Genomic DNA, 12,774 nt, shown 5'->3' with positions numbered 1-12,774 from the left:
CCCCGGTGGCGGCCCGACCGGACGCCGACCGCCGTCCGACAGCCTAGGCGGGCGTGGCGAGCGCGAGGTTTGCCCACCGGAGCGGCGGGTACCGGCTCACACAGCGCCCCCCGAGCCGAGCAGTGGAGGCCCACCATGGAGAGCCGTCTGAAGGTGCTCGGGCACCCCGTGCACCCGATGCTGGTGATGTTCCCGGTGGCGCTCCTGGTCGTCGGCACGCTCTTCGACATCGTCGACACCGTCGGCGGCCCCGACTTCCTCGGCGAGGTGGCGTACTGGAACATCACGGTCGGCCTGGTCGGCGGCCTGCTGGCCGCCGCGGCCGGGACGTTCGACCTGCTCGCCATCCCGGCCGGCACCCGCGCGAAGCGGGTGGCGCTCACCCACGCCGCCGCGAACGTGGCGGTCATCCTGCTCTTCGCCGCGGTCTGGGCGGTCCGGCTCAACGCCGACTCCCGGGCGGCCGGCGGCGCGCTGATCGCCATCGAGGTGGTCGGTGTGGCGATTCTCGGCGTCAGCGCCTGGCTCGGTGGCGAACTGGTCGACCGGCTCGGCGTCGGGGTGGACCGGGAGGCCGGCCTCGACGCCCCCAGCTCACTGCGGCCCCCGGCGGCCACCCAGCGGATCGGAGACGTGCGATGACGGAACAGCCCGGCGGTTTCGGCCGCGGATGGCGGGGTCGGCAGCAGGGCTGGGACCCGATGGGGGAGCTCCAGTCGCTGCGGTCGGAGCTGAGCCGCCTGGTCGGCGGCCGGGGTGGCACGTCGGACGTCCAGCTGACCGAGACCGCCGACGGCTGGGAGGTGGTCGTCCGGCTGCCCGGCGTGGCGCCGGAGGAGGTCGCTGTCGAGCTGGACGAGCGGGAGTTGTGCGTGCGCGCCCGCTCCGAGGCGGAGGTCAACGCCGACCACGGCATCCCGGGCGGCTTCGAGACCCGCGGCTTCGAGTATCGGATCGACCTGCCGTCCCGGGTGGACCCGGACGCCATCGACGCGGTGATGGACCACGGCCTGCTGCGGGTCCGCCTGCCCCGGGCGAAGCGGGCCGCGCCGCGCACCATCACCGTCGGCCGCGCCGGCCACCGCGGCGGTCCGGCCGCCGTTGGTACGGGCAGCCTCGCCGATCCGGCGGCGGACCGGGAGATGCACCACCCGGACGTCATCGCCGACGAGATCGACCGGCCGTAGGGTCCGGGTGGCCACGGCGTCCCTGCTCGGCCCGGTCGGCGAGCGCGTGCCCGACGTGCGGCGCATCGCCGTGCTGCGCGCCAACGCGCTCGGTGACTTCATCTTCACGCTGCCCGCGCTGGAGTCGCTGCGGGCCGCGTACCCGGAGGCGGAGATCGTGCTGCTCGGCGCGCCGTGGCACGCGAAGCTCTGGCGCGACCGGCCCGGTCCGGTGGACCGGGTGCTGGTGGTCCCGCCGGCCCCCGGCATCCGCGACCCCGGCCCGGACGAGCCGTCCGCCTCGATGGACGACTTCCTGGAGCGGACCGCCAAGGAGGGCATTGACCTGGCGTTGCAGGTGCACGGCGGCGGGGCGAACTCGAACCCGCTGATGAGCCGGCTCGGCGCCCGGGTCACCGCCGGGCTGCGCGCCGAGGACGCGCCGCCGCTGGACCGGTGGATCCGGTACGTCTACTACCAGCACGAGGTGATCCGCTACCTGGAGGTGGTCGCCCTGGTCGGCGCGCCGGCCACCACCGTCATCCCCGCGCTGGCCGTCACCGACGCGGACCGGGCCGAGGCGTTGGCGGTGCTCGGCGAGCCGGACCGGCCCCGGGTGGCGCTGCACCCGGGGGCAACCGACACCCGCCGGCGCTGGCCCGCCGCGCGCTTCGGCGAGGTCGCCCGGGCGTTGCACGGCGACGGATACGAGGTGCTGGTCACCGGCACCCCCGCCGAGCGGGAACTGGTCGACGCGGTGGTCGTGGCGGCCGGCGTGCCGGTACGCCCGCAGGTCGGCACGCTCAGCCTGGGCGGGTTGGCCGCCGCGTACGCCGGGTGCGAGCTGGTCGTCTCCAACGACACCGGCCCGTTGCACCTGGCCGGCGCGGTCGGCACCTCGACGGTCGGCATCTACTGGCTGGGCAACCTGATCAACGGGGCGACGCCGCTGCGCGCCCGGCACCGGCCGATCGCCTCCTGGACCACGCACTGCCCGGTCTGCGGCGTGGACTGCACCCCGGGCATCTACCCGCACCGGCCGGGCGACGGCGAGTGCCCGCACCGGGACTCGTTCGTCACCGACGTACCGGTGGTGGAGGTGCTGGAGGCGGCCGCCGAGCTGCTCCGCCCGGAACCGGGCGCACCGCGCTGACCTGCCCCGACGACCCGGCTCAGGCCGGTTGCGGGGTGTCGGAGTCGGCGAGCACGACCTCCCAGGCCTCCACCTCCCGCTCGGTGACCGTGGTCGGCGACTCCAGGTGGTACGCCCCGCTGGGCAGCACGCCGGCGCCGCCGTGGCGGGCCATCACGGCGAGCTGCGCGGCGACGTCCTCGCCCTGGTGGCGCTCGTGCACCCGCCGCCAGAAGTCGAAGCCCCCGGAGTCGACCAGCGCCGCCCGGTCGTAGAGCACGCAACCGCCGATCCAGGAGACCTTGTACGCCCGCCACGCGCCCGGCGGCAGGTCCAGCTTGCGGGTCACGTGCAGCAGGTTCGCCGCCGGGTGGATCGACGCCCGCTGCCACTGCGGGGTGTCCGGCCGGATCCGCTCGGGCACGACGGGGCCGTCCCACTCCTCGTAGTGGGCGTGGGTCTCCGGGCGCACGTCGTCGGCGTACGACAGGCCGTGCACCGCGTTGCCGACGAAGCCGCAGCCCAGCTCGCCGATCGCGGTGACCAGCCGGTGCAGGGTGCCCGGTTCCAGCCACACGTCGTCGTCGAGACAGAGCACGTACCGCGCCGCCGAGCGGCCCAGCAGGTACGCGCGGTGTTCGGCCAGCCCGCGCCGGGGCAGCCGGCGGGTCAGCAGCACCGGGTGTCCCCGGTGGCGCAGTGCCCGGGCCATGGTGGCCGCCGCCGGGTGCGTGTACGCCGGCTCGCCGTCGGACTGGTCGCTGACCACCACCCCGAACCCGGGTACGCCCTCCTGGGCGGCCAGCCCGGAGAGGGTGACCGCCAGTTCGGCGGGGCGGTTGCGGGTCGGGATCAGCACGTCGAGCTGCCGGGGCCGGCGGAACTCCTCGGCGCTGCCGAGGTCGAGCGGTCGGTTCACGCCGACCTGCCCATCCGCTGCGGGGCTCCGGACTGCGCCGACCGGGTGGACTGCGGCGACCGGGTGGACTGCGCCGACCGGGTGGCCTGCGGCGACCGGGTCGACTGCGCTGGCTGTGGCGACGGGGTCGCCTGAGCGCGGATCCGTTCGATGATCGCCGAGGTGGAGCGGTCCGGCACGTACCCGAGGGTGCGGACCTGACCGCCGAGCCGGCGCACCAGCGGCGCCTCCGGCACCATCTCCGGCGGGTAGTCGCCGCCCTTGACGTACACGTCGGGCCGGACGGTCTCGATCAGCGCGGCCGGTGAGTCCTCCTCGAAGACCACCACGTGGTCCACACAGGACAGCGCGGCGAGCAGGGCGGTCCGGTCCTCGACCGGGTTGACCGGCCGGTCCGGGCCCTTGAGCCGGCGGACGCTGCCGTCGGAATTGACCGCCACCACCAGCAGGTCGCCCAGCCCGCGGGCCTGCTCCAGGTAGCGCACGTGTCCGGGGTGCAGCACGTCGAAGCAGCCGTTGGTGAAGACGATCGAGCGGCCGGCGCGCCGGTGGTCGCCGACGATCGCGGCCAGCTCGGCCGTGCCGACCAGCGTCGGGTGGGCCGTACCGTCCGCCGTGGTGCCCAGCGCGGCGAGCAGGTCCTCTCGGCGGCAGACGCAGGTGCCGGTGTCCGACACGGTGATGGTCGCGGCGAGCTGGGCCAGCTGGGCCGCGGTCGGCAGCGGCGCGTCGGCCGCCAGGGCCAGCGTCATCGCCGCCAGGTACGCGTCCCCGGCGCCGACCGCGTGGCTGGCCGGGACGGGTGTGCTGTGGCTGCGCCGGGGCTCCCCGTCGGCCCCGCCGACCACCGCCCCCTCGGTGTCCAGGGTCACCGCCACCACGTCCGCGCCGGTGTGCTCGCGCAGTTCCTCCAGCCGCGACTCGGCCAGCACCGCCCGGTCGACGCCGTCGCCGGCGGCGGTGTTCACGGTGACCCCGGTGCCGGTGACGCTCAGCCCGTCGCCGGTCATCGCCACCCGGTCCTCGCCGGGTGTGGGCTCGCCGGTCGGACCGGTGCCGACCACACCGGACCGATCACCGGTGGCGGAGAGGCGTGCGCCGGCGCCGCCCGGGGCCGCGCCGACAATCAGCTCGGACGGGCCGTCGGCCGGGTCGACCGGCGGGTGGTCCAGGTGCAGGTCCGGGCCGGCGGCGGTCCGGCCGGCGGGACGCGGCGCGGCGCCGAAGCCGGCGGCGGCGCGGGCCAGCAGCCGGGTCGCCTCGGCGAAGCTCGGGGTCACCACGGTCGGGGCGAGGCCCCGCCAGTCGGCCAGGTCGTGCGCGTCCAGGGCGACGGTGGTGTAGCGCTCGCGGTTGGCGACCAGCCAGGCGCGCACCGGCGCGGGCAGCGCGCCCAGGCCGTAGTCGCAGACGACCAGGGTGGGCGTGGCGCCACCGGCGGCCGCCTTCAGCTCCTCGGTCGCGCAGTCCAGCGCGGTGAGCAGGTCCCGCACCCCGTCGTCGTCGAGCGCGTCCTCCGGGTCGCCGGAGTCCTCCCGGAGCAGGATCTGGTTGCCGGCGAGCATCCGCCGCTTCACCGGCGTCGGCCGGTGCGGCTGACCGACCGTACGGTCCCAGACCCCGGCCCGGTCCAGGCAGTCGTGCAGTTCGTCGCCGGCCACGTCGGCGCCGACCGGGGCGACCAGCAGCGCCCGGCCGCCGAGGGTGGCGATGTTGACCGCCGTGTTGGCGGCGCCGCCGGCGGCGGAGATGCGCCGGCGCAGGGTGAGGACGGGGGCGGGCGCCTCGCGACAGAGCCGGTCGGATTCGGCGAACCGCCACTCGTCCAGCATGGCGTCCCCGACGACCAGGACCGGGCGCCCGAGCCAGCTCTCCACGACGGTGGCCAGCCGGCGCTGTTCCGCTGCTGCTCCTGCCATGCCTTCCCGACTCCCCCGAGGGTCCCGGGCCAAACATCCCCGGCGGCCGGGCGCCACGTTTCGGGCATTCGGGCCCGGGAACCGACGAGGGACACCCCGGAGAGGAGAAACACGACATGGCAGCGACGACACTGCAGGGCAGGCGGATCGCCTTCCTCGCCGCGGACGGCGTGGAGGAGGTCGAGTACGTGAAGCCGCGCCAGGCGGTCGAGCGGGCGGGCGCGACGGTGGAGCTGGTGTCGCTCAAGCCCGGCTCGATCCAGTCCTTCAACCACCTCGACCACGGCACGACGTACGGCGTCGACGTGACCGTGGCCGACGCGGACGCCGGTGGCTACGACGCACTGGTGCTGCCGGGCGGCGTGGCGAACCCGGATTTCCTGCGGACCGACCCGGACGCGGTCCGGTTCGTGAAGGCGTTCTTCGACGCCGGCAAGCCGGTCGGGGTGATCTGCCACGGCCCGTGGACGCTGGTCGAGGCCGACGTGGTGCGCGGCAGGCGGATCACCTCCTGGCCCAGCCTGCGCACCGACCTCACCAACGCCGGCGCCACCTGGCTGGACGAGCCGGTCGTGACGGACAACGGCCTGGTCAGCAGCCGCAAACCCGCCGACCTCCCCGCCTTCTGCACCGCGATCGTCGAAGAGTTCGGCTCGCGCTGATCATGAAGTTGTTGTCGACCGGTCCGGCGGGTCGGGACAACAACTTCATGATCAACGGGCCGGGTCGGGGGTGACGCGGGTGGGGGCAATCGCTTTGATGTCGACCAGGTAGGTGCCGAGCAGTTCGGGGCGGCTGCGGGCGTACCGCAGGCCGGTGACCACCGAGCGCAGCGACGGCCGGCCGGCGGCCGGCGGTGGCGGGACCGCCCGGACCAGCGCCAGGCAGGCCAGCGAGAACGCGAAGGTGGCCAGGTCGATGGCGTACACCCAGGCCAGGTCCACGGAGGCGATCAGCACGCCGGCGACGGCCGGGCCGCCGAGCTGGGCCACGTCCATCCGTAGCGAGTTCAGCGCGCCCGCCGCCGGGATCTCGTCGGGCGTGACGATCCGGGGGGTGAGCCCCTCCATGGCCGGGCGTTGCACCCCGTCCAGCGCCGCGGTCGCGGCCGCCACCACGTAGAGCAGCCACAGGCGCGGCGCCGCCGACAGCGAGTTGACCAGCAACACCCCGCAGAGCAGCGTGAAGCCGATCTCGCCGCCGAGCACCAGCCGCCGCCGGTCCAGGTAGTCGGCGAGCGCGCCGCCGACGAAGGCCATCAGGAGCAGGGGTACGAGCTCGCAGACGCCGAGCAGGCCGACCAGCAGCGGATCACCGGTGAGCTGGTACACCTGGTACGGCAGCGTCACGTAGGTGATGAACGACCCGAAGCCGGACACCCCCGCCGCGGCGAAGACCAGCCGGAAGTCCCGCGAGGTACGCAGCGGCGTGAGGTCCAGGGCCAGCCGGCGGAGCAGTCTCACGGGCGGCATGGTCGCCGAGCGTCAGCCGGCCTGTCGACGGGTTTTCCCGCCCGGGGCGCATGTTCCGCACGGTCCTGGATAGAAGGCGGGATGACCACGGAAGCCCAGGGCCGCCCGCTGCTCAACGCCCGCCAGATCCGCCTGCTGATGTTCGGCCTGATGACCGGGATGCTGCTGGCCGCGCTCGACCAGACCATCGTCGGTACGGCGCTGCCCACCATCGTCGGGGAGTTGGGTGGCATCAACCACTACTCGTGGGTGGTGACCGCGTACCTGCTCGCCTCCACGGCGTCCACCCCGCTGTACGGCAAGATGGCCGACCTGTACGGCCGCCGACCGGTCTTCCTCTTCTCGATCGGCACGTTCCTGCTCGGCTCGCTGCTGGCCGGCCTGTCGCAGGACATGACCCAGCTGATCGTCACCCGGGGCATCCAGGGACTCGGCGCGGGCGGCCTGATGACGCTGGCGTTCACCATCATCTCCGACGTGGTCTCACCCCGGGAGCGGGGCCGCTACCAGGGACTCTTCGGCGCGGTCTTCGGCCTGTCGTCGGTGGCCGGGCCGCTGGTCGGCGGCTACTTCGCCGAGACGAACTGGCGGTGGATCTTCTACATCAACGTGCCGCTGGCGATCCTGGCGATCGTGGTCTGCTACCACGTCATGCGGCTGATCCCGTTCGAGCGGCGGGAGCACGCGATCGACTGGCTCGGCGCCGGGCTGCTGGTGGCCGGGGTGAGCGCCCTGCTGCTCGCGCTGAGCTGGGGCGGCAACGAGTACGCCTGGGACTCCGGGGTGATCATCGGGCTCTTCGTCGCCGGGGCGGTCCTCGGGCTGCTCTTCGTGGTGCAGGAGGCCCGGGTCGCCGAGCCGATCCTGCCGCTGCGGCTGTTCCGCAGCCCCACCTTCGCGCTGGCCAACTCGGCCGGCTTCGTGCTCGGTCTGGTGATGTTCGGGTCGATCATCTTCATCCCGCTGTACCTCCAGATCGTCAAGGGCGCCTCGCCGACCCGCAGCGGTCTGCTGATGCTGCCGATGATGGCCGGGATCATCGTCACCTCGGTCCTCACCGGCCGGGCGATGAGCCGGATCGGCCGGTACAAGTGGTTCCCGGTGGTCGGCTCGGTGGTGCTGCTGGCCGGCATGCTGCTCTTCACCCGGCTGGAGGTGGAGACCTCGCTCTGGGTGGCGTTCGGTTTCATGGTGGTGATCGGCGTCGGGCTGGGCCTGTGCATGCAGTCGCTGATCCTCGCGGTGCAGAACGCGGTCGACGTCCGTGACCTGGGCGCCGGCACCTCCTCGGCGACGTTCTTCCGGTCGCTGGGCGGCTCGTTCGGGGTGGCGATCCTCGGCGCGGTGCTCTCCTCCCGGCTGACCGCGCAGCTCGCCGACCGGCTGCCGGCGGCGATCGCCCAGCTCCCGCCGGAGCAGCGCGCCGCCGTCGTGGCCAGCGGTGGGGCCGACATCTCGATCAACGACCCGGCCACCATCCTGGCCCTGCCGGGGCCGGTGCGGGCCGCCATCCAGGCCGCCTTCGTCGAGTCGCTGGACATGGTCTTCCTGACCGCCGGCCTGATCGCCATCCTGGCGGTGCTGGTCACCCTGGCCCTGCCGGACGACCAGCTGCGCGGGGCCGGCCCGCAGGGCGCGACCGGCGGCGCCGACCCGCTCGGCGGCAAGGCGCCCGCCCCCGGCGGGAAGCCGATCACGAAGGAGTCGAAGGAGGAGGCCGCCGCCGACATGGAGGCGAAGTCGCAGACCATGCTATGACCGAGCCGATCATGTCCGGCGTCGGCCGGGTGGCCCCGGGGTGATCACGCCCCGGGGCCACCCCCGACCGGTCCGCCCGCGCGGGCCTTGAGCAGGTCGAGGATCAGGGCGAGCGGAGGCCAGGCGGTCCGGCCGCGCCGGATGACCGCGTACGACCGCAGCCGGGCCTCCGGGTCGGTCAGGGGGAGCAGGCGTACGCCGGGCACGGTCGGCTGGTCGGACGGGAGCAGGCCGACGCCCAGCCCGGCGACGATCAGGTCCTGGACGAGTTCGAGGCTGTCCACCCGGTGCGCGATCCGGGGCTCGAAGCCGGCCATCGAGGCGATGGTGCGGACCACCACCTCGTCGGCCGTGTTGCGGGAGTTGACGATCCAGTCGTGCGCCGCGAAGCGGCCGAAGACCTGGGGCGCGGTGCCGGCGGCCGGCGGGCCGTCGGCGAGCACGCCCAGGCTCCACGCGGCGGACCAGAGCGGGGTCGCCTCGACGGTCTGGTCGAAGGGTGCCGGCGCCAGGTGGTAGTCGTAGGTCAATGCGAGGTCGACATCGTCCGCCGCGAGCAGCGCGTACGCCTCGGCCGGCTCGTGTTCATGGATGCGCAGCCGGACCTTCGGGTGGCGGGCGGCGAGGTCGGCGGTGACCGGCAGCAGCGAGCGCCGGACGGCGGTGGCGAAGCCGGCGACCCGCACGGTGCCGGCCGGCTCGGCCTGCGGGTCGAGGTCGAGGCGGGCCGCGTCGACGGCCGCCAGGATCGTCACGGCGTGCTCGGCGAGCCGGCGCCCGGAGGGCGTGAGCCGGACCCGGCGGCCGTGTGGCTCGATCAGCTCGGCGCCGACCTCACGGGTCAGCACGGCGAGCTGCTGGGACACGGTCGAGGTGGTGACGCCCAGCTCGTCGGCGACCGCGCGCATGGAGCCGAGCCGGGCCAGCTCGCGGAGCAACCGGAGGCGACGCAGGTCCATCCCGGCATTGTTCGGTATCGCCTAACAGTGTGTCCAGTAATGGCACGTGGACGTGAACGGTGGTCACCGGCTCTACTGGGGGACATGACTCCCACCCGCGCCGGCTCGACGATGGCGTTCGCCTCGATGATCTTCGTGCAACTCGGCCTGGCCGCCTCGGTCGGGCTCTTCGACCAGGTCGGCCCCGAGGGCGCCGCCTGGCTCCGGCTGGCCTGGGCCGGGGTGCTGCTGGCGGTGCTGGTGCGCCCGCGTCCGTCCGCCCTCAGCCGGTCCGCGCTGCGGGCCTGCCTGGCGCTCGGCGTGGTGACGGCGGGCATCACCATCCTGTTCATGGCCGCGGTGGCCCGGTTGCCGCTGGGAACGGCGAGCGCGCTGGAGTTCCTCGGCCCGCTCGGTGTCGCGGTGGCCCGCGGCCGGGGCGGGACCAAGCTCTGGCCGGCGCTCGCCGCCGTCGGGGTGCTGCTGCTCACCGAGCCGTGGCGCGGCGGGGCCGACCTGCTGGGCGTCGGCTACGCGCTGGCCGCCGGGGCGTGCTGGGCGGCGTACATCCTGCTCACCCAACGGGTCGGCGACGAGGTCTCCGGGCTGCGCGGCCTTGCCGTGTCGATGCCGGTGGCCGCCCTGGTCGCCACCGTCGCCGTCGGGCCGTCGGTCTTCGCCGACCTGACCTGGCGGGTGGTGCTGGCCGGGCTCGGGCTGGCGGTGCTGCTGCCGGTCGTCCCGTTCGTCCTGGAACTGCTCGCCCTGCGCCGGCTCACCACCGCCGCCTTCGGCACCCTGATGAGCCTGGAACCGGCGATCGCCCTGGTGGTGGGGCTGGTCGCGCTGCGCCAGGTGCCGGGCGTCGCGCCGGTGCTGGGGATCGCCTTCGTGGTGGTCGCCGGGATCGGGGCGGAACGCACCGGCGGGCGGGCGGAGGCCGTCGCGCCGGCCCGGGCCGAGCCGGCGCCGGCCGGGACTACCTGAGGATCAGGCGGTCGGTCTGCTCCGATGCTCTGATTGGGGGGATCGTGTAACGAATCCACGGTCGTGGACGTCCGATAGGCGGAGCTGCCGCCGTGGCTCCTCGGACGGCCGCTCCGCCACCGTGCGGGCCGCCGGACGGCGTCGTCGTCGGCTGCCGTACGCGACGACGACGGTCTCCTACGACTGAGGGACTCAATGCCTCACCCTGATCGACGCCCTGTCCTGGGGTCCGGAGTCGCCCTGCTCACCCTTGCCACAGCCGCCCTCGTCGGGGTGCCGGCCGGTCCGGCCCTCGCCGGACCCGCGCCGCGGCCCGACCTCACGCTCGATCTCGTTCCCCTGACCACCGTCGCCAAGATCGAGAGCAGTCGGGTGACCGTGGCCGTCCGGGCCGACGTCGCCAATGCCGGCGCGGCCGTGGCGGAGGACGCCAAGATCGCGTTCAAGCTTCCCGCCGGGAGCGCCATCGTCGGCGACCCGTCCTGGCAGTGCGATTACGCGACCTTCGTCTGCACCAACATCTACGGCCCGGTGCCGGCGGGCGGCGTTGCCGAGCCGCTGCGCATCTACTTTTCGCTGCCCCCGGCCCCCGCCGGCACGGTCGCGACCATCGGAGCCACGGTCTCCACGAACGCCCGGGAGGCGGCGACCAACAACAACACCGACCAGCTGAAGACCACGTACGCGGAGGTCGCGGACCTTCAGCTGCTGCCCGGCCCGGACACCGGCGTCTGGTGGCAGACCGACGTGCCCCTTGAGGGCGGCCCGGTGAATCCGACGTTCACCGCGAAGAACGTGGGGACGGCCACCGCCCAGGACCTGAGGCTGGTCGTCGACCTGCCCGCCGGAGTGACCGTCGACGGTGCTCCCGTCAACGACGCCGGTGCCTGGGACTGCGTGACCGGGACGGACCAGGTGATCTGCACGGCGGGACCGCTCGAACCGAACGCGGCCGCTTCCGTCACGCTCGCACTGCGGACCGGTCCCGGCGCCGCTGACCAGCAATTCGCCATTCCCGGCACCCTGACGAGCTCGAGCCGGGTCTGGCGGGTAGAGCCCGCACGGACGGAGGTGACGTACCGATACGCGGGGCCGGTGCCGGTGGCGCCGGCGGACATCGCCGTCACCAACGTCGTGCTCCTCGAGGAGGAGGTCGGCCCCGGCGAAGCCGTCGAGATCGGCGTCGTGGTGGAGAACCTCGCCGACGATCCGGCTCGGGACGTACGGGTCCGGCTCGCCCTGGCGCCCACCGTCCGCCCCACCGAGGGCGGAGCGAGCGGTACGGACTGGGCCTGCGAGCCCGGACAGGACGCGGAGACCGGAGCCGGGTACTGGGAGTGCACCTACGCGTCCGTGGAGCGGTACCAGTACCACTACCTGCCGCTCTCGGTCACCTTCGGTGCCGGTACCCCTCAGGGGCAGTTCGTCGCCACCGCCACGGTCCAGTCCGCCAACGACGACCTGAACCCGGCGAACAACTCGCGCCAGGCGGTCACCAGCTACCGCCCGCAGGGCACCATCGAAGGCACCGTCTGGTACGACGAGGACCGCGACGGGCAGCGCGACGCGGGTGAGCCGCTGGGTGGCTACGGCGAGGCGACGTACAACGTCGAGTTCCTTCCCGAAGGTGCGGCGACCACCGAACTCCGTGCGTACCCGTACGTGGGCGCGTACGCGCGCGCGGTGCCGCCGGGGCGGTACGTGGTGCGCGTGAACCTGCGCTACGGCTGGCAGGTGACCACGCCGAACGTGGGCGACGACGCCACCGACTCCGACGTCACGTCCGTGCCCACCGCCCCGTACAACGCTCCGTACGCGGACAGCACGGTGATCGAGGTGACCGACGGCGGCACCGTGGTCGTCGACGTCGGGGTGATCCCGGCTCCGTAGACCACACTCCGTACGCGGGCCCCGGGCGATCGCAGGCCGCCCGGGGTCCGCGCTACTTGAGGATCAGGCGGTTGGTCTGCTCGAAGACGTCCAGGTCGGCGAGGGTCTCCGGGACCGAGGCCGAGAGCGGCGAGGGGAACGCGTCGCGGGGGAAGAAATCGGCGTCGGTCGTCTCGTCGGTGACCCGGGCCAGGTCGCCGTCCCAGTCCTCGACCCGGAACGCGGTGGTGAAGATCTGGTAGGTGTGGCCGTACATGTTGGTGTGGGTGCGGTCCGGCCCGGTGTAGAGGGCGAACGCGCCGACCCGCAGCGCGCGCAGCCCGGTCTCCTCGCGGACCTCGCGGACGGCGCAGTCGGCGACCGACTCGCCCAGCTCCATCGCGCCCGCCGGCAGGGCCCAGTGGCCGTTGTCGGAGCGCTGGATCAGCAGCACCCGGCCCGCGTTGTCGCGGACCACGGCACGGGCCCCGACGAACATCAGCGTCCGGTCACCGGCCAGGGCCCGCAGCTGCCCCACGTACGAATCGGCCCACGAGATGCTCACCCGGCCAATTTACGCAGCTTCCCGGCGGCGCCTCCGGCGTTCCGGGGGT

12 protein-coding genes are annotated in these 12,774 nt (G+C 73.9%); 7 read left to right on the top strand and 5 right to left on the bottom strand.

The window, feature by feature from the left end; all coding sequences use genetic code 11:
* The first annotated feature begins 135 nt into the window (after positions 1–135).
* The 3 genes from GA0074696_RS00145 to GA0074696_RS00135 are packed head-to-tail and all read left to right on the top strand — an operon-like array spanning position 136 to position 2,319.
* Complete coding sequence (locus GA0074696_RS00145; protein ID WP_088959199.1) at positions 136–642, top strand: DUF2231 domain-containing protein; 507 nt, start codon at positions 136–138, stop codon at positions 640–642.
* Positions 639–1,187 (top strand): Hsp20/alpha crystallin family protein, encoded by a 549-nt coding sequence (locus GA0074696_RS00140; protein WP_088959198.1) that lies wholly within the window; start codon positions 639–641, stop codon positions 1,185–1,187. Before GA0074696_RS00145 ends, GA0074696_RS00140 begins: the two co-directional genes overlap by 4 nt.
* Before the next feature lie 7 nt (positions 1,188–1,194).
* The gene (locus tag GA0074696_RS00135; RefSeq protein ID WP_088959197.1) at positions 1,195–2,319 is read left to right on the top strand and encodes a glycosyltransferase family 9 protein; all 1,125 of its coding nucleotides are present in this window, start codon (positions 1,195–1,197) and stop codon (positions 2,317–2,319) included.
* A 19-nt stretch (positions 2,320–2,338) separates the two neighbouring features.
* Here the strand turns inward: GA0074696_RS00135 and GA0074696_RS00130 are convergent, their stop codons facing one another.
* Complete coding sequence (locus tag GA0074696_RS00130; RefSeq protein WP_088959196.1) at positions 2,339–3,217, bottom strand: glycosyltransferase; 879 nt, start codon at positions 3,215–3,217, stop codon at positions 2,339–2,341.
* The gene (gene rfaE2, locus GA0074696_RS00125; RefSeq protein ID WP_088959195.1) at positions 3,214–5,136 is read right to left on the bottom strand and encodes a D-glycero-beta-D-manno-heptose 1-phosphate adenylyltransferase; all 1,923 of its coding nucleotides are present in this window, start codon (positions 5,134–5,136) and stop codon (positions 3,214–3,216) included. The genes GA0074696_RS00130 and rfaE2 overlap by 4 nt, the downstream gene beginning before the upstream one ends.
* A gap of 116 nt (positions 5,137–5,252) precedes the next feature.
* Between rfaE2 and GA0074696_RS00120 the strand changes: the two genes are divergently transcribed.
* The gene (locus tag GA0074696_RS00120) at positions 5,253–5,798 is read left to right on the top strand and encodes a type 1 glutamine amidotransferase domain-containing protein (RefSeq protein WP_088959194.1); all 546 of its coding nucleotides are present in this window, start codon (positions 5,253–5,255) and stop codon (positions 5,796–5,798) included.
* Positions 5,799–5,849: 51 nt separating this feature from the next.
* Here GA0074696_RS00120 and GA0074696_RS00115 read toward each other — a convergent pair whose 3' ends face one another.
* Positions 5,850–6,599, bottom strand: coding sequence for an MFS transporter (locus GA0074696_RS00115; protein WP_231925208.1), 750 nt, complete (start codon positions 6,597–6,599; stop codon positions 5,850–5,852).
* A 90-nt stretch (positions 6,600–6,689) separates the two neighbouring features.
* Between GA0074696_RS00115 and GA0074696_RS00110 the strand changes: the two genes are divergently transcribed.
* Positions 6,690–8,366 carry an MDR family MFS transporter gene (locus GA0074696_RS00110; protein WP_088959192.1) on the top strand — a complete coding sequence of 559 codons (1,677 nt, stop codon included), beginning with the start codon at positions 6,690–6,692 and terminating at the stop codon, positions 8,364–8,366.
* Positions 8,367–8,410: 44 nt separating this feature from the next.
* On the opposite strand, the gene GA0074696_RS00105 is transcribed toward GA0074696_RS00110, so the two are convergent.
* Positions 8,411–9,325, bottom strand: coding sequence for a LysR family transcriptional regulator (locus GA0074696_RS00105; protein WP_088959191.1), 915 nt, complete (start codon positions 9,323–9,325; stop codon positions 8,411–8,413).
* Between the two features lie 84 nt (positions 9,326–9,409).
* Here GA0074696_RS00105 and GA0074696_RS00100 point away from each other — a divergent pair, with 84 nt between their 5' ends.
* Both GA0074696_RS00100 and GA0074696_RS00095 read left to right on the top strand, forming a co-directional pair.
* Entirely contained in the window at positions 9,410–10,291 is an 882-nt protein-coding gene (locus GA0074696_RS00100) for an EamA family transporter (RefSeq protein WP_197700799.1), read from the top strand.
* A 273-nt stretch (positions 10,292–10,564) separates the two neighbouring features.
* A complete protein-coding gene (locus tag GA0074696_RS00095; RefSeq protein WP_088959190.1) occupies positions 10,565–12,181 on the top strand; it encodes a DUF11 domain-containing protein in 1,617 nt (538 codons plus the stop codon).
* Positions 12,182–12,233: 52 nt separating this feature from the next.
* Here GA0074696_RS00095 and GA0074696_RS00090 read toward each other — a convergent pair whose 3' ends face one another.
* Positions 12,234–12,725 (bottom strand): NUDIX domain-containing protein, encoded by a 492-nt coding sequence (locus GA0074696_RS00090; protein ID WP_088959189.1) that lies wholly within the window; start codon positions 12,723–12,725, stop codon positions 12,234–12,236.
* Positions 12,726–12,774: the final 49 nt, after the last annotated feature.

The sequence above is a fragment of the Micromonospora purpureochromogenes genome (assembly GCF_900091515.1).
Classification (GTDB): domain Bacteria; phylum Actinomycetota; class Actinomycetes; order Mycobacteriales; family Micromonosporaceae; genus Micromonospora; species Micromonospora purpureochromogenes.
Note: the sequence above shows the minus strand (reverse complement) of the source record. Positions and strands in the feature narration are given on the sequence as shown.

Coding starts and splice junctions, on each gene's coding strand:
- GA0074696_RS00120 (WP_088959194.1), top strand. CDS start 5,253: ATGGCAGCGACGACACTGCAGGGCAGGCGGATCGCCTTCCTCGCCGCG.
- rfaE2 (WP_088959195.1), bottom strand. CDS start 5,136: ATGGCAGGAGCAGCAGCGGAACAGCGCCGGCTGGCCACCGTCGTGGAG.
- GA0074696_RS00105 (WP_088959191.1), bottom strand. CDS start 9,325: ATGGACCTGCGTCGCCTCCGGTTGCTCCGCGAGCTGGCCCGGCTCGGC.
- GA0074696_RS00100 (WP_197700799.1), top strand. CDS start 9,410: ATGACTCCCACCCGCGCCGGCTCGACGATGGCGTTCGCCTCGATGATC.
- GA0074696_RS00140 (WP_088959198.1), top strand. CDS start 639: ATGACGGAACAGCCCGGCGGTTTCGGCCGCGGATGGCGGGGTCGGCAG.
- GA0074696_RS00145 (WP_088959199.1), top strand. CDS start 136: ATGGAGAGCCGTCTGAAGGTGCTCGGGCACCCCGTGCACCCGATGCTG.
- GA0074696_RS00110 (WP_088959192.1), top strand. CDS start 6,690: ATGACCACGGAAGCCCAGGGCCGCCCGCTGCTCAACGCCCGCCAGATC.